We start from the raw sequence: 15,611 nt of genomic DNA, 5'->3' as shown, positions 1-15,611 counted from the left end.
ATGAAAAACAGCTATGACAAGCACAATCGCGCCCGCCCGGGGACGCCCCGCACCACACCGCCCCACGCAGGGAGAGCCAACGACCATGCAGCCTCGAGCGCCGTTTCTGATCCTGCTCGGCGGCGAATTGACGCCGACGCAGCGTCTTTCGCGACAAGTCGAAGGCGCGCGGGTGATCGCCGCCGACAACGGCATTCGCCATGCGCGCACCCTCGGCCTGACGCCCGAGCTGTGGGTCGGCGACTTCGATTCCAGCAGCGACGACCTGCATGCCGCCTTTCCCGACGTGCCGCGCGATGCCTATCCGGCGGCCAAGGACATGACCGATGGCGAAATCGCGGTCGAAGAGGCGCTGGCGCGCGGCGCGGATGGGCTGGTGATCGCCGGCGCGCTGGGGGGCGCGCGCTCCGACCACGCCATGCAGAACGTGCTCAACGGCGTGGCCCTGGCGCGGCGCGGGATTCCGGTCCTGATGACCAGCGGCGGCGAGGAGGCCTGGCCGGTCCTGCCGGGCCGCCGGGAGATCGCGCTTGAGACGGGCGCGCTCTTTTCCGTACTCGCCATCACCGACCTGAGCGGACTGACGCTTGAAGGCGTGCGCTGGCCGCTGTCACGCAAGTTCGTGCCGATGGGCGGCTCGCTGACCCTGTCGAACCGGGTGGCGCGCGAGCGCGACACCATCGCCGTCACGCTCGAGGAAGGCATCGGCGTCCTGCTGGCGCGGCCGGACGACAGGGACGAGCCGGAAGCAGGCTGAGCCGAACCTGCCTCCGCGACCGACGTCAGATCGTGTCGGTGCTTTCCCGCGACCAGGAGACCATGCGCCGGGTCAGCCAGGAAACCACCCCGTAGAGCGCCACGGCGAAGATCGCCAGCACGAAGAGGCTGGCGAACATCAGGTCCGTCTTGACCTGACCGTTGGCCAGCAGCATCAGGTAGCCAAGGCCCTTCGAGGCGCCGACCCATTCGCCGATGACAGCGCCGATGGGCGCGTAGACGGCGGCAAGGCGCAGGCCCGAGCCGAAGGCCGGCAGACCGGCGGGAAGCCTCAGGAAGAAGAGCGTCCTGGCCGGCGTCGCGCCCATCGTGCGGGCAAGATCGAGCAGGCCCGGATCGGTGCGTCGCAGTCCGTCGTAGAAGGTCGAGACCACCGGAAAGTAGATGATCAGCAGCGCCATGGCGATCTTCGAGATCATGCCGAATCCGAGCCACAGGGTCAGGATCGGAGCGAGCGCGAAGACCGGGACCGCCTGGCTGAAGACCATGATCGGCAGCACGATGCGCCGCGCCAGAGGCGAGACCATCAGATAGAGGGCGGTCGCCCCCCCGAGCCCGGCGCCAAGGGCGAGACCGATCAGGACCTCGGCGATGGTGGTGGTCGCATGATCGGCGATGAGACCGGCATTGGCGACGAGCGTCTCGGCGACGCGAACGGGGCCGGGCAGAATGAAGGCCGGTGCGCCGGTCGCCCAGACAATCGCCTGCCAGGCGCCGAGCGCAACGGCGGCGGCAATGAGCCCGTCACCAAGCCTCCCGGCAAATCCCTGTGTCCCGCTCATGCCGCTTCCCCCTTCAACGCCCGGAAAAGCCGGACCTGCATGTCCATCGTCTCCGGCGCCTCGACCGCGCGGATGGGCAACAGCGCGGGCGCCTCCACCTCCGCAAGCCCTTGTTCGGACAAGATGAAAATGCGGTGTCCGAGGCGCACCGCTTCCGCTGGATCATGGGTGACGAGCAGCACCGTGCGGCCTTCCAGCGTCTCGAAGGCAAGCTCCTGCATCTCGGCGCGGGTGCGTGCGTCAAGGGCGGCGAAGGGTTCGTCGAGAAGCACGATGGGCCGGTCTTCCATGAGCACGCGGGCCAGCGCCACCCGCTGACGCATGCCGCCGGAGAGGCTCGCCGGCAGCTTGGCCGCATGTTCGGTAAGCCCCACCCGCTCGACGAGCGCACGGGCCCGCTCGAGATCGGCGCGTTCGCCGCGCAGGCGGGCACCGAGAGTGACGTTGCCGAGCACGTCGAGCCAGGGCGCGAGCAGATCGGTCTGGGCCATGAAGGCGATCCGGCCCGCGACCGCCTTGTTGTCGTCGGCGGTGATCGTGCCGGAAAAGCGACCGCCGGTGTCGAGCCCGGCAAGCAACCGCAGAACGGTGGACTTGCCGACGCCCGAGGGGCCGAGCAGGCAGGTCCAGCCGCCGGCGGAAATCATCAGGTCGAGACCGGAGAAGAGCGGCCTCCCGGCGTGATCGAAATCGCCGGAAAGCCGCAGGGTCGGGGCTTCGCTCACGCCGATCCGGCCTTTCCGCCGCCACGCAACCCCATGTCCCAGAAGGAGATTTCAAGCTCCGTCGCGGTACGGAAGCGCTTCGACACCGACGCCCAGCGCGCAAGCGCTGTGGGATCGTCGCCAAGCCTTGCACGGGTCGCGCCGTCGATCAGGGCAGCGACCTTTCGGCAGATGTCCTGATAGTCGTCGCCGGCATAGGTGTCGATCCACTGGCGGTAGGGCGTTTCGGGGGCCGCCTCGCGGGCGAGCCTGAGGCCGATCTCGCCGTAGCCGAGCACACAGGGAGAGAGCGCCACGATCAGGTCGAGGAAATCTCCCGACATGCCCGCGTCCAGCACATAGCGGGTGTAGGCGAGATTTTCCCGTTCCTCGGCCGCCTCGATCAGCGCCGTTTCGGCAATGCCGGCCTTGCCGCAGATCTCGACATGAAGGCTCATCTCGGTGTTCAGCAACCCGTCGACCGTTCCGGCGGCGAAACGTGCCTCCTCGATCGAACCGGCCTTGACGACCGCGAGCGCCCAGGCGCGGGCAAAGTGGTAGAGGAACACATAGTCCTGAACCAGGTAGTGCAGGAACGCCTCCTGCGGCAGCGTGCCGTCGCCAAGCCGCTCCACGAAGGCGTGGCGGGTGTACGCCCGCCAGGCATCGCCGGCCTCGGCGCGCATGAGGGCGAAGCTCCTCGAGCCGAAGTCCGGGCCGAAGTCCTGCGAAACGCGGGGTGTCATCGTCATCTGCGGGTCTCTCCTCGTTGTCCGTTGTCCTCGGGCGGTGCCGCCTTACGGGGCCGATACGTCGAGGGCGATGTCGGAAACCGGGCGGATCGTCTCGATCAGGCCGCTCTCCTTGAGGAAGGCCTCGAAGCGGGCATAGCGGCCGTAGTCGAGGGCGGCCGGGCGCAGGGCGAAGCGGCGCACGGTGTCGGCGAAGGAGCGCTTGTTGAGTTCGTCGTCGAGCTCCGGAGAGGTCGCCGCGTAGAGCGCGAAGCTCTCTTGCGGATGGTTGACGATATACTGGGTGGCGCGCTCGGTGGCGGCGAGGAAGCGGGCGATCTTATCCTTGTCCATCGTCTGCGGATTGGCGACGTAGATCAGCTCGTCATAGGGGGGGACACCTTCCTCCTCGATGAAGAAGCAGCGGCCCTTGACACCCTGGAGCTCCATCTGGTGCAGCTCGACGTTGCGGTAGGCGCCGATCACCGCGTCGACCTGGCCGGACATGACGGCGGGCGCCAGCGACCAGTTGACGTTGATCATCTCGACGTCATCGGCCGTCATGCCGTGGCGCTTGAGAAGCGCCGTCACCTGGGCGCTCTCGACGCCGGAGACCGAATAGCCGATCTTGCGACCCTTGAGGTCGGCGATCGACTTGATCGGGCCATCGTCCTTTACCATCAAGCAGTTGAGCGGCGAGGCGATCAGCGTCCCGACCCGCTTGAGCGGCAGCCCCTCGGCCACCTGAAGGTGGATCTGCGGCTGGTAGGAAACAGCGAGATCGGCCTTGCCAGCAGCGACCATCTTGGGCGGTGCCGACGGATCGGCCGGGGCGATGATCTCGACGTCGAGGCCTTCATCAGCGAAATAGCCGAGTTCCCGGGCCAGGATCACCGGGCCGTGGTCCGGGTTGACGTACCAGTCGAGAAGCAGGGTCATCTTGTCGGCGGCGGCGGCCGGCAGGCTGACGAGCAGGGCGAGAACAAGGGCGAGCTTGCGCATTTCGGGCCTTTCACGTGCTAGAATTTCGAAATCCTGTCGCCCCGGGACGCCGATTTGTCGTGCGCCCGGGTGACCTCGATCCACTGGCGCGTGCGCGCCTCGGGATCGGCATTGAGCGTGATGTCGGTGACCACGGAAACGATGTCGGCGCCATGCTCGAAGGCGCCGGGGGCGCGCTCGGCGGTCATGCCGCCGATGGCGACGAGCGGGATATCCCCGATCCGCCGCTTCCATTCGCCGATCCGCTCCAGCCCCTGGGGCGCCCACTTCATCTTCTTCAGGATCGTGGGATAGACGGGCCCGAGCGCGATGTAGTCGGGACCGGCGGCGACCGCCGTTTCCAGTTCGTCATGGTCGTGACTCGACAGGCCGAGGCCAATGCCAGCGGCGCGGATCGCGGCCAGGTCGGCATCGGCAAGATCCTCCTGACCGAGATGGACGAAGCGGCAGGCCTCGTCGATGGCGATCTCCCAGTGGTCGTTGACGACCAGCATGCAGCGGTGCCGGACGGCGAAGCCCTCGGCGCGGCGGATCTCGCCGCGCAGCCAGGCGGCGTCCCGGTCCTTGATGCGAAGCTGGATCAGCCGGACGCCGAGCGGCACCAGCCGCTCGACCCAGTCGGCACTGTCGACGATCGGATAGAAGGGATCGAGCTTGAAGGCGGTCATTCGAGAAAGGCCTTTCCGAGAACCGGGGTCGAGGGGGCGGCCATGTCGCGCGGCTCCATCGCCACCGCCTCACGGGCGAGGCGGCCGGCGGCGACCGCCCGTCCGAAGGCGTCCGCCATGCGGACCGGATCGCCCGCCTTGGCAACCGCCGTGTTGAGCAGCACCGCGTCGAAGCCGAGCTCCATGGCGGCGGCCGCATGGGAGGGAACGCCGAGGCCGGCGTCGACGACGAGCGGAACCTCGGGAAAATGGGCGCGCATGGCGCGCAGCCCATAGACATTGTTGAGGCCCCGGGCCGAGCCGATGGGCGCGCCCCAGGGCATCAGGACCTTGCAACCGGCGGCAAGCAGCCGCTCGGCGATACCGAGGTCTTCCGTGCAATAGGGAAAGACCTGGAAGCCGTCGTCACACAGGATGCGCGCCGCCTCGACGAGGCCGACGACGTCGGGCGCCAGCGTCTCGGCGTCGTTGATGACCTCGAGCTTGATCCAGGACGTGCCGAAGACCTCGCGGGCCATCTTAGCCGTGGTCACCGCCTCCTTGACCGAATGGCAGCCGGCGGTGTTGGGCAGCACCTTGACGCCGAGGTCGCGGATGAAGGACCAGAAGTCCTGCCCCGAGCGCGAGGACCCGGATTCGCGCCGCAGCGAGACCGTGACGATGTCGGACCCGCCGGCGCGGATCGCCTCGGCCATGATCGCGGGCGAGGGATAGAGTGCGGTGCCGAGCAGCAACCGGCTCTCGACGGTCGTGTCGTAGAAGGTCAGCATGGATCAGCCTCCCTGCATCGGAGCGAGGATCTCGAGACGATCACCGTCGCGGACCCGGGTCGTCGCCCGCTCCTCTGCGGGGACGAACTCGCCGTTGACGGCCGTCGCGACGATGGCGTCGGCGTAGTCGAGCGCCTCGAGGACCGCGGCGAGCGATCCGGGCGCGAGGTCAAGCGGAGCGCCGTTGACGATGATGGTCATGGAAGAACTCCGGGCTGGAGGAAGGATCAAGGCAGAGGTCGGCCGCCTGCATGGCCAGTGCCGGCGCAAGCAGGAAGCCGTGGCGATAGGTGCCACCGGCGCGCAGGATGCGGCCGTCGTCGAGAAGCCGCGGCAGGTTGTCGGCGAAGGCGGGTCGCGCATCGACGCCGATTTCAAGGATCTCGGCCTCGGCGAAGGCGGGATGCAGCGCATAGGCCCCGCCGAGAAGCTCCATCATGGCGCGGGCGGTGATGCGGGTGCGCTCGTCGCTCTCGATCATGGTGGCACCGATCATGAAGACACCCGCGCCGCGCGGCACGATGTAGAGCGGAATGCGCGGATGCAGCAGCCGGACGGGGCGCGAGAGGGAGACGTCGGCGGAACGGACGATCAGCATCTCGCCCTTGACGCCGCGCAGGCCGGGAACCTCGTCGCGCGCCGCAAGCCCGCGACAATCGACAACCCGGTCTCCGGGCGCATCGGCCGGGTCGACCGCCTCACCGAAGCGCATCTCGACCCCGAGACCGGGAAGCCGCGCCGCCAGATCGGCCAGAGCACGGCGCGGATCCAGATGTCCTTCGCCGGCGAAGAAAAGCCCCTCGCGGAAGCGCCCGCCGAGATCCGGCTCAAGCGCGCCGATGCGGTCGCCATCGACCGTCTCGAAGTGCGAGGTAAGCCGCGCGAAGCGACGCAGCTCGCCCGTGTCGCGGGCCGGCGCCACCACAAGGGAGCCCTCGAGGGTCACGCCGCCGACGCGCTCGCCCCACCAGCCGATGGCCTGTTCGCCAAGCCGCACCACCGGCTCCTCGGCGCTCTCGCCCTCGCACCAGGGCGCCAGCATGCCGCCGGCCCACCAGGAACAGGAGGCCGGCCCCGGCTCCACCGCGCGCTCGAACAGGGTGACCTTCGCCCCGCGCTCGGCGAGCGCGCTGGCGACGCACAGCCCGACGACGCCGCCACCGATGACGGAGACGGTTTCGGCCGGAGAGGACAGACGGGCGTCGGTCATGGCCGGGCTCCCCAGAGACGATAGAAATGATGCACCGGCCCGTGGCCGGAGCCGACCGCGAGTGTGTCGGCGGCGGCAATCGCCCCATGCAGCCATGCGTGCGCGCTCGACACGGCCTCGGCGAGCGGCAGGCCGCGCGCCAGGCCGGCGGCGATGGCCGAGGACAGGGTGCAACCGGTGCCGTGGGTGTTCTTCGTCGCCAGGCGCGGCGCGGCAAGGCGAAGCGGCGCGGCGCCGGGCGCCAGCAGCAGGTCGACACAGACATCGCCGTCCGCGTGCCCGCCCTTCATCAGCACGGCAGGCCCGAGCGCCATCAGCCGGCGGCCCTGCTCGAGGCGGCCGGTCTCCTCGCTCGCCGGTTCCTCGCCGAGAAGGGCGGCCACTTCAGGCAGGTTCGGGGTGACCAGCGTGGCGCGCGGCAACAGCGTCTCGCGCAGCGCGGCGACGGCCTCGTCGCGCAACAGCTTGGCCCCGGACTTGGAAACGATCACCGGATCGAGCACCACCGGGCCGGCATAGGACGCCAGCGCGCGGGCAACGCAGGCGACGATCTCCGGCGAGGACAGCATGCCGATCTTGATCGCGCCGACGTCAAGGTCGTCGAGCACGGCGGCGATCTGCCTCTCGACCACGTCAAGGGGAATGTCGTGGATATGAGTGACGGCGCGCGTGTTCTGGGCGGTCACCGCCGTGAGCACGCTGGCACCATAGACGCCGAGGGCCGAAAATGCCTTGAGATCCGCCTGGATGCCTGCCCCGCCGCTGCTGTCGGAGCCGGCGATGGTCAGTGCGATGGCCGTGGGCGGAGCGGCGTCGGCACGCCTGTCTTGCGGTTCGATCTGCTTTGTCACGTCTCGTCCGTCGCGTCGGACGGCGCGGACCAAAGCCCGACGCCGCCACAGGGCGGTTTTCGGGGTCATGACGAAGAAGGGAGTGCAAATGGCCTGGCCGTGGCCTGCTCGCCCGACCTGGGCGAAGCGGTCATTCGTTCCCTACGCCGGCATGACCCGGATCAGGTTCAGTGGGTTGACGCGAACGCGTCTCTCAGCCGGCAAAGGCACCCCAACGAATAGTGGCAGGACGATAGGATCAGACGGCGATGCCGTCAAGACGGATCGCGGCGACGCCTGCGGACGGCGCTCGCGCGAGGGTGCGCGTGCCGTCGGCGAGGGTCGCAACATAGTCCTCGAACCGCTCAGCGCGGCGGATCTCGACGACGCGGCCATCGTTTTTCAGAAGCAGCTCCGCCGGCCGCAGCCGGCCGTTGTAGGTGAAGCCCATGGCCGCGCCATGAGCGCCGGTGTCGTGGATCCAGACCAGATCGCCGACGCGCGGGTCGGCGATCTGCCTGTCGACGGCGAACCGGTCGACGTTCTCGCAAAGCGAGCCGACCACATCGGCGGTGACCCGCCGGCGTCCGGCCTCGGCGAAGGGCAGCGTGACGTGATGATAGGCAGCGCTGTAGAAGCCCGGCCGCATCAGCGCCGACATCGAGGCGTCGAGCCCGACGATGAGCCGCCCCTTGTCGAGCCGGTTGACGACACGGGCGACAAGCACCCCGTGCGGACCCGAAACGTAGCGCCCGCATTCCATGAGGATGCGCGGCCGGCGGCCGGGGAAAGCCTCGCGCAGCAGCGCGACGAGGCCCGCGGCATAGGCGGCAAAATCGAACGCCGTCTCGCCGGGCCGGTAGGGAATGCCGAGGCCGCCGCCGAAATTGACGCTGTCGAACGCGATGCCGGTCTCTGCTTCCACCGCCCGCGCCGTCTCGACCAGATCGCGCGCGGCGGCGAGCGCGACGGCGACGGAGAGCTCGTTGGCGCAGGTCATGCCGTGAATGGAGAACCGGGTGGCACCACGCGCCAGCGCAAGCCTGTAGGCCTCGGCAAGCCGGTCGCGGGGAACGCCGAACTTCGACTGGCCGGCCGCCCCCATCAGCGCCGAGGTCGCAGCCGCCCCGTGCGGGGCGACGCGGAAGGCGACCGTGGCCGGAAGCTGCGTGGCAAGTGCCAGATGGGCCGCGTCGTCGAAGGTGATGCGCGCGCCGCGATCCAGCGCCATCGCCAGTTCGGCGCGCGTCGTGTTGTTGGAGGTGAAGACGATGGCCTCACCCGAAACGCCGACCTCGCCGGCGAGACGCAGCTCCACCGGCGAGGAACAGTCGAGGCCACTTCCTTCCTGCGCCAAGGCGCGAAGGATTGCCGGATTCGGAAGTGCCTTGACGGCAAAATACTGCGTCACCGGCCAGTCACCGAAGGCCGCGACCATCGCGCGGTGCGTGGCGCGGATGCCGGCCTCGTCATAGATGTGAAAGGGCGTTCCATAGCTTTCGGCGAGCGTGGGCACGACCTCGGCGAGACGGGCGGCGAACCCGGGGGCGGCCGGCATCGCCTCAGCCGGCCGCGCCGGAGGGATGCGCGTGCCCGCCCGCGTGGAAGCCCGTGGGCACGCAGCCGATGCAGATGGTGCGGTTGCGCAGGCCGCTGACCGGCCGCAGGTAGGGATAGTGATAGTCCTCCGCCGCCGTGTAGCCGGCCGTCTCCAGTTCCGCGACCAGTCTGGCACGCGACAGCATCCAGAAATCGGCGACACGGCGATGCGGCTCGACGTCGCGTCCCGTCTCGAGCGGCGCGTCGTTGGAAAAGATCAGCCACGCGCCGGGCTTCGGCGCCAGCCGGCGCAGCGTGCCGAAGAAATCCGCAAGCCCGGTGTCGGACCGGTAGAGATGCCCGAGCAGCCCGTCGGCATAGATCGCGTCGAAACCCGACAGATGACCGTCGGGCAGGGTGAAGAAGTCGGAGACGAAGGCTTCCAGCCCCTTGCGCGTTGCCAGCGCCACGGCCTCCGGGTTGCAGTCGATGGCCTGCACGTGGCGCCCGCCGCCGACCAGATCGGCCTCGACGAAGGCGTTGCCGCAGCCGATGGAGAAAATGCGCGCGCCCGGCTGCGTCAGCGACACGATCTTGAGCCCGATATGGGCGCGGTAGTCGGGACAATAGGTCGAGGGGGTGACGGAATCATCATGCGCCTCGCCCGCCTCCCAGATCTCGTAAATGGTGCGCCGGCGCGCCGCCGGGGCGTCGAGCCGGGTGCAGTAGTAGGCGTGCACGCGGTCAAGGACCGGGGTCCGGGGCAGGCTGTCGGTGATCATCTCGGCCATCGGTTGGCTCCTTTCGCGGATCCTGTCGCCCGGTCCCTCGGGCTAGCTTGCCATGGCGACCGCGGCACGCGCCGCGTCCGCCGGTTCCTGCAGGTATTCGATCGTCGTCGCCGGGTGCGCGGCCAGACGGGCAACCAGCGGGGCGAGCCGGCGCAGGCCGCCGGACGGGCCGAAGTCGCGCGCCAGCGCCAGCGAGCGCTCGACATCGCCGGCGAGCAGCGTGTCGGCGAGCACCCGGGCGAGCGCGCGGAAGGCGGCAAGCACCGCATCGGGGGAGCCAGAAAGCCGGATGGCACGCCCGGCGCCGTCTTCGGCGATCTCCAGCACGCCGAAGTCCGCGAGCCAGGCAAGCTGGAGAAACATGCCGTCGCTGTCGGGAAAGAGCCCGAGGCCGCGGTCGACGTAACGCAGGCATTCGGCCAGGTGATAGGCGACCGCGTCCTCGCCCGTCGCGCCGGCGGCGGGCGCCAGCACCTCGGCCAGCGCGAGCAGGCCGAAGACGTCCGCGGCCGCCTCCTGCAGCACCACCGAGGTCCAGCGGTCGGCGGCGTTCAGCCCCTGGAACGACACGCCCCCTTCGCGGTGAACGAAATGGCCGGCCTCATGGGCGAAGACGCCAAGCGTCGGGATCGGCCCGAGCGCCGCGACAGTGCCGGGCAACGGCCCGCCGAGATCGAGCAGCGCCCGGGCATGGGCGAGCGACACGCGCTCGACCAGCGCCGCATGGGTGTTGGCGAAATAGCAGGTCTTCTTGTAGGGCGAGCGCTTCACGCCCTCGTCCTCCGGCAGGAAATAGGCGATGTGCTTGGGATGACGGTTGCCCTCGCCGGCCATGAAGAAAAGCCGCGTCGGCACGAAGGCGGGAAGCGCCGCCAGCCGCAGATGGGTGTGCAGGTCCCGAAAACAGGCTTCGACCGCCGCGAGCTGTCCGCAGGCCGCGCCGATGACCCCGGCTCCCGCCTCGTCGCGCCGGCAGGCGAAGGCCGTGGGCAGACCGCCCGTCTGCTTGCCGTACCAGGTGGCGATCTGGCCGATGACGACCATCAGGTCCTCATCGAGGGCGGCAAGCGTGCGCAGTCCCTCCTCGGTGTAGCCCGCGCGAATGGCGGCGGCGCGCAGGCGCAGCGCGGTGCGGTCGGCATCGCGCGGCAGATGCTCGGCCAGCCGCGCGAGCAGGTCGGCAACGGGTGCGGGATCGTGGAACCGGCCGCGCGACGGCGGCGGACTCGCCTTGCAGGCGGCCCATTCGCGCTCGATCAGCCGGCCCAGTTCGTCCAGAAGCGCAAGGGCTTGCGCATCGAGCGGCGGCGCAGCGGCAGCGATGTCGAGGCTGAACAGCGCATGCGCCTCGGCCGGTGGCCAGAATGCCCCGCGATGGGCGCGGTGATCACCGGCGCGGGCAAGGTTGCCGGCGTGGTCGAACCGGTCAGGCATGGCGCACACTCCTTTGAGGTTGCGGATCGAGCGGACGCGTCAGGAAGACGCTGAGCGGGTCGGGGCGATAGGCGCCGAAGGGCGGGCATGCGCCGAAACCGGCCGCGCGGTAGAGGGCCAGCGCCTCCGGTTGGGCGACACCGGTCTCCAGCCGCAGCGTGTGCAGGCCGTGCGCCGCCGCCTCCGCGTCGAGCCCGGCAAGCAGCGCGCGGCCGACGCCGCGCCGGCGGGCGTGCGCCGCCACGAACATGCGCTTGAGCTCGCCGAAGCCGCCGCCTTCCAGCACAAGCGCGCCGCAGCCGAGCGCGCGCCCGAGACCGTCGCGCGCGACGAGAAAGCGCACATGGTCATCGGCAAGCGCCGCGCGCGGCAGCAGATGCACGCTCTCTTGCGGATAGAGCGCGCGGGCAAGTTCCTCGGAGGCGGCAAGGAGCGCCACGACATCCGCCGCCAGTGGGTCTCCGGCGGCGACGACGAGGTCGCCCGGCCGGGCCGGCGCAGGGCTGACCCACGGCGCGACGGCGGCCGGGCTTTCGGCATCGGCCCGGATCATCGCAGCGCCCTTCTCGGCGATCATCATCGCCGCCGCCTGGGTGTTGCCCGAGACATGGGTCGGCATGATCGAGGCATCGACGACACGCAGGCCCGCCAGCCCGTGAACGCGCAGACGCGGATCGACGACGGCATTCGCTCCGGTTCCCATCCGGCAGGTGCCGACCGGGTGAAAGGAGGTGTCGGCGCTCTCCCGCAGATGTGCCAGCAACGCCTCCTCGCCGATGACGCCGGGACCGGGCACCAGCTCCTCGCCGCGACAGGCGTCAAAGGCGGGGGAGGCGACGATGCGCCGGGCCATGGCGATGCCGGCCAGCAGGCGCCGGCGGTCGGCGGCGCAGGACAGGAAGGCGGTGGCGATGGCGGGCGGAAGGGAGGGATCCGGCCCTTGCACATGGACCGTGCCTTCCGCGTCGGGCCGCATCGGATAGACGCCGATGGTCATGCCCGGTTGCCGGTCGAGCCGACGGCTCTTGCCGGAGACGGGATAGCTTGCCGGAGCGAAATGGAACTGAAGATCCGGCACCGGCTCGCCAGGGGTGGAGCGGGCAAAGCCGACGGCTACGGCGATGGGCTGGGCAAGCACGCCGGTGCGGCTCACCCCGTAACGCAGGATCTCGCGCAGCAGGGCGAAGCCGCGTGTGCGCTCGTTGAAGGTGAGATGCCGCGTCCCGGGGGGCGGGCGGACCCGCCAGCGCAGCCGCGCGGCCAGATGATCGCGAAAGCCCGTGCCGACGCCGGGAAGCGCGTGGCGGGGGGCGATGCCGGCGCGCGCCAGCACCGCGGGATCGCCGATGCCGGAAAGCTCCAGCAGCTTCGGCGAACCGATGGTGCCGGCGCAGAGCACCGTCTCCGCCCGGGCGCGCAGCATCGTCGTCTCGCCTCCCCGCGTCAGCGCGACGCCAAGGCAGCGTTCCTTGTCGAACCACAGGCCGGTCGCCTCCGCATCGCAGAGGATCCGCAGATTCTCGCGGCCGGCGGCTTCGGCGAGATGCCCGTCGAGAACGCAGGACCGACGGCCGGAGCGGGCGGGGATCTGTGCCGGCGCGAAGCCCTCCAGATCGCCGGAATTGTAGTCGGGATTGAGCGCGAAGCCGGCCTCGACGGCGGCCTTGAGAAAGATCTCGGCAAGCGGCTCGCGGTGACGCGGAAGCTCGACGCGGATCGGTCCGCCGACGCCGCGCGCGGTCTCCTCCCCGCCCTGCCAGTCCTCCAGCGCGCGAAAGAAGGGCAGGACATCGTCCCACCCCCAGCCCTCGCAGCCGGCGCGCGCCCAGCCGTCGAAATCGTCGCGCTGGCCGCGCACGAAGATCATGCCGTTGATCGCCGTAGAGCCGCCGAGCAACCGGCCGCGCGGCACGGCGAGCTGCCGGCCCTCGAGGGTGCCATCCGGCTGCGTGCAAAACCGCCAGTCGTAGCGCGGGTTGCCGAGAAGCAGCGTCTCGCCGGCGGGAACGGACAGGAGCGGCGAGCGCCGCCGCCGCCCGGCCTCGATGACCACGACGCGCACCCGCGGATCGGCGCTCAGCCGGTCGGCGAGCACCAGTCCGGCCGCCCCGCCGCCGACAATCGCATAGTCGCACTCGCCGATCATCCACCCCTCCTCTCGCCCGGCCGACGGGCCGCGTCAGTGTCGCGTGGCGGCCTCGTCGGGCCCGTGCCGCGCGGCCAGCGTGGTGCGGTGCATCAGGCGCCGCCAGCGGGTCATGTCGTAGCCGGTCGCCCGGTGCATGGCGCTACGGTTGTCCCAGAGGATGATGTCGCCGGCCCGCCAGCGATGCCGGTAGGTGAAGCGCGGCTGCACCGAGAACTCCTGGACGAAGGTGACCAGCGGCGCGCTATCGCTCTCCTCCATGCCGACGATCCGCCAGGGCACGTTGCCGCCGGCATAGACCGCCTTGCGGCCGTTCTCGGGGTGGGTCAGCACCATCGGCTGCGGCATGTCGCGCCATTCAGCGCGTTCCGCCTCCGTCGGCGGCGGCCGGTCGGGATAGTTGTAGGGCCGTGACTGGACGCGGGAGATGACCACCTCGCGCCCCTCGATGCGCCGCTTCACCTGCTCCGGCAGGTCTTCCCAGGCGGCGAACATGTTGGCGAACCAGGTATCGCCGCCCTGCGGGGGAACCTCGAGGGCATGCAGCATCGAACCGGCCGGCGGCTCGGCCAGATAATGGCCGTCAGTGTGCCAGACCCGCCCGCTCACCGGCGAGCCGATCAGCCGGCCGTTCCTGGCGATGTTGGACAGGATGAGGATCTCGGGACGCTCGGCGGCGAACTCCTTGCGCGTGTAGCTCACCACCTCGCCGAAGCGCCGGGTGAAGTCCACATGCTGGTCAGGCGTCATCGACTGGCCGCGAAACAGCAGGATGGTGCTGTCGATCCAGGCTTGATAGATCCGGTCGAAGTCCCGTGTCGAAATCCCCTCGGTGACGTCGACGCCGCGAACCTCGGTTCCGATCCGTTCGGTAATGGGAACAAGCTCAATCATGAAACCCCCTCTTTTTTGTGGGAGAGGCGGCGGAAAAACCTAAAGACACTTAAAACGTGTATAATACCAAGATTGCAACGGAGATTTTTAAGAGTCAAGCAGACTCTACCCCTACGTCATTTAAACCCCGCTCAGGAGCGCGACCGCGCGGCGAAACCCCGACGCGGCCGCAGCCGAGCGCACCAAATCCTTCCGATTTCCGCCAATCCTCCGCGCTCCGGACTGTCCTCGCCGGCTTTCAGGGGCGCGGAACAGACGGGAACCCAATGCAACGCTCGGAGGCGAGCGTCGATTATGCAGGCAATTTGGCAAGACTATATGTCCGAAAATCCGCTTGATTTTGCTGGCGCCTTCGAAGAACAAGGAAATATTCCGGCGCCAGGAAGCGGCTCTTCTCACAGGATGCAACCAACTTGCAGGGATTTCCCAGGCGATACGGCATGCCAAAGCCCCGCGCCCGACGCTCGCCCGCGCCGAGCGCGGTGGCCGAGATCGGTCACAACGGCGGCCCGCCGCTCGACGAGCCGCATGTGCCCGCCTGGGGGACGGGGCCGATCCGCACCTATGTGGCCTGGCGGGCGGCACGCAAGGCGGCGTTCCAGGCTCCCTCCCGCGACGTGGCGATGTTCCGGGTGAAGAAGGCGGCGCGGCTCGGCCTGACCTATGACGAGTACATGAGCGAATTGCTCGACACCGGCCGCCACCTGCAGGCCGAGGACGCGGACCGGATCGCGGAGATCATCGCCCGGCGCAAACCGCGCGGCTGAGGCCGCAGGACGCATCCCGCACAGCGTTGCGAACAGCCATTTCAGACGTCGAGATCGCGTTCCATCTCCACAAAGGTCGGTTCCAGGTGCCCCGGATGGGCATGAAAGGACACCTCGCGAAAGCCGGCGCGCGCGAACAGCCGGCGGTTGGAAACGAGCGGCAACCGCGTCTGCAGCACCAGCCGGCGCTGGCCGGCAGCGCGCGCCGCAGCTTCCGCGGCGGCCAGCAAGGCAAGCGCCAGCCCCTTTCGCCGATGCGCAGGACAAACGGCGAGGCGGGCAAGATGGAGCCCGCCCTCCACCGGGTGCCACAGGCAGGCGGCAAGCAGCGCGTCATCGGCGGAAGCTGTCGACGCGATCACCACGCCCGCGCCGCCGGCCGCCAGATGGGCCGCGACCCGCGCGCCGGTCTCGTGCAGGGCAGAGGGCGGTGGATCGACCCGCGCGGCGAGTTCGGCGAAGGCCGCACGCACCAGCGCCGCGACCGCCTCCGCGTCTCCGGCCTCGACCGCACGCAGAGCCAGCCCGGACGCACCGGTCTCCACCTCGCGGGGGTCGCTCATGTC

At 69.6% G+C, this 15,611-nt stretch carries 17 protein-coding genes and 1 riboswitch; of the genes, 2 read left to right on the top strand and 15 right to left on the bottom strand.

What is annotated here, in order from left to right:
• Nucleotides 1-85 precede the first annotated feature (85 nt).
• Nucleotides 86-757, top strand: a complete 672-nt coding sequence (locus ACN0WF_RS05415; protein WP_417771778.1) for a thiamine diphosphokinase — start codon at nt 86-88, stop codon at nt 755-757.
• A 25-nt stretch (nt 758-782) separates the two neighbouring features.
• On the opposite strand, the gene ACN0WF_RS05410 is transcribed toward ACN0WF_RS05415, so the two are convergent.
• The 14 genes from ACN0WF_RS05410 to ACN0WF_RS05345 all read right to left on the bottom strand — a co-directional run bounded on the left by ACN0WF_RS05410 (nt 783) and on the right by ACN0WF_RS05345 (nt 14,278).
• A complete protein-coding gene (locus ACN0WF_RS05410) occupies nt 783-1,559 on the bottom strand; it encodes an ABC transporter permease (protein ID WP_417771777.1) in 777 nt (258 codons plus the stop codon).
• Complete coding sequence (locus tag ACN0WF_RS05405) at nt 1,556-2,284, bottom strand: ABC transporter ATP-binding protein (protein ID WP_417771776.1); 729 nt, start codon at nt 2,282-2,284, stop codon at nt 1,556-1,558. Before ACN0WF_RS05405 ends, ACN0WF_RS05410 begins: the two co-directional genes overlap by 4 nt.
• Nucleotides 2,281-3,015: a thiaminase II gene (gene tenA / locus ACN0WF_RS05400; protein ID WP_417771775.1), complete on the bottom strand. Its 735-nt coding sequence runs from the start codon at nt 3,013-3,015 to the stop codon at nt 2,281-2,283. Before tenA ends, ACN0WF_RS05405 begins: the two co-directional genes overlap by 4 nt.
• Before the next feature lie 45 nt (nt 3,016-3,060).
• On the bottom strand, nt 3,061-3,996 hold the full coding sequence (locus tag ACN0WF_RS05395) for an ABC transporter substrate-binding protein (RefSeq protein ID WP_417771774.1): 936 nt from the start codon (nt 3,994-3,996) through the stop codon (nt 3,061-3,063).
• Between the two features lie 17 nt (nt 3,997-4,013).
• On the bottom strand, nt 4,014-4,664 hold the full coding sequence (locus ACN0WF_RS05390) for a thiamine phosphate synthase (RefSeq protein ID WP_417771773.1): 651 nt from the start codon (nt 4,662-4,664) through the stop codon (nt 4,014-4,016).
• Nucleotides 4,661-5,434, bottom strand: coding sequence for a thiazole synthase (locus ACN0WF_RS05385; RefSeq protein ID WP_417771772.1), 774 nt, complete (start codon nt 5,432-5,434; stop codon nt 4,661-4,663). The genes ACN0WF_RS05390 and ACN0WF_RS05385 overlap by 4 nt, the downstream gene beginning before the upstream one ends.
• Before the next feature lie 3 nt (nt 5,435-5,437).
• Nucleotides 5,438-5,635 carry a sulfur carrier protein ThiS gene (gene thiS, locus ACN0WF_RS05380; protein WP_417771771.1) on the bottom strand — a complete coding sequence of 66 codons (198 nt, stop codon included), beginning with the start codon at nt 5,633-5,635 and terminating at the stop codon, nt 5,438-5,440.
• Nucleotides 5,604-6,644 (bottom strand): glycine oxidase ThiO, encoded by a 1,041-nt coding sequence (thiO, locus tag ACN0WF_RS05375; RefSeq protein WP_417771770.1) that lies wholly within the window; start codon nt 6,642-6,644, stop codon nt 5,604-5,606. Before thiO ends, thiS begins: the two co-directional genes overlap by 32 nt.
• Nucleotides 6,641-7,495, bottom strand: coding sequence for a bifunctional hydroxymethylpyrimidine kinase/phosphomethylpyrimidine kinase (thiD, locus tag ACN0WF_RS05370; RefSeq protein ID WP_417771769.1), 855 nt, complete (start codon nt 7,493-7,495; stop codon nt 6,641-6,643). The genes thiO and thiD overlap by 4 nt, the downstream gene beginning before the upstream one ends.
• Nucleotides 7,496-7,616: 121 nt before the next feature.
• Nucleotides 7,617-7,719, bottom strand: a riboswitch (TPP riboswitch).
• 14 nt (nt 7,720-7,733) lie between these two features.
• Nucleotides 7,734-9,032 (bottom strand): diaminopimelate decarboxylase, encoded by a 1,299-nt coding sequence (locus ACN0WF_RS05365; RefSeq protein WP_417771768.1) that lies wholly within the window; start codon nt 9,030-9,032, stop codon nt 7,734-7,736.
• A 4-nt stretch (nt 9,033-9,036) separates the two neighbouring features.
• Nucleotides 9,037-9,804, bottom strand: a complete 768-nt coding sequence (locus ACN0WF_RS05360; protein WP_417771767.1) for a class I SAM-dependent methyltransferase — start codon at nt 9,802-9,804, stop codon at nt 9,037-9,039.
• Nucleotides 9,805-9,846: 42 nt separating this feature from the next.
• Entirely contained in the window at nt 9,847-11,238 is a 1,392-nt protein-coding gene (locus ACN0WF_RS05355; RefSeq protein ID WP_417771766.1) for a hypothetical protein, read from the bottom strand.
• A complete protein-coding gene (locus ACN0WF_RS05350) occupies nt 11,231-13,384 on the bottom strand; it encodes a GNAT family N-acetyltransferase (RefSeq protein ID WP_417771765.1) in 2,154 nt (717 codons plus the stop codon). Before ACN0WF_RS05350 ends, ACN0WF_RS05355 begins: the two co-directional genes overlap by 8 nt.
• A gap of 33 nt (nt 13,385-13,417) precedes the next feature.
• Nucleotides 13,418-14,278 (bottom strand): TauD/TfdA dioxygenase family protein, encoded by an 861-nt coding sequence (locus ACN0WF_RS05345; RefSeq protein WP_417771764.1) that lies wholly within the window; start codon nt 14,276-14,278, stop codon nt 13,418-13,420.
• 440 nt (nt 14,279-14,718) lie between these two features.
• On the opposite strand from ACN0WF_RS05345, the gene ACN0WF_RS05340 reads away from it, so the two are divergent.
• Complete coding sequence (locus ACN0WF_RS05340; RefSeq protein WP_417771763.1) at nt 14,719-15,045, top strand: hypothetical protein; 327 nt, start codon at nt 14,719-14,721, stop codon at nt 15,043-15,045.
• Nucleotides 15,046-15,086: 41 nt separating this feature from the next.
• Here ACN0WF_RS05340 and ACN0WF_RS05335 read toward each other — a convergent pair whose 3' ends face one another.
• Nucleotides 15,087-15,608, bottom strand: coding sequence for a GNAT family N-acetyltransferase (locus ACN0WF_RS05335; protein WP_417771762.1), 522 nt, complete (start codon nt 15,606-15,608; stop codon nt 15,087-15,089).
• Between the last annotated feature and the right edge of the window lie 3 nt (nt 15,609-15,611).

Source organism: Stappia sp. (genome assembly GCF_048268045.1).
Lineage (GTDB): Bacteria > Pseudomonadota > Alphaproteobacteria > Rhizobiales > Stappiaceae > Stappia.
This window is presented reverse-complemented; position numbering and strand designations above follow the sequence as displayed.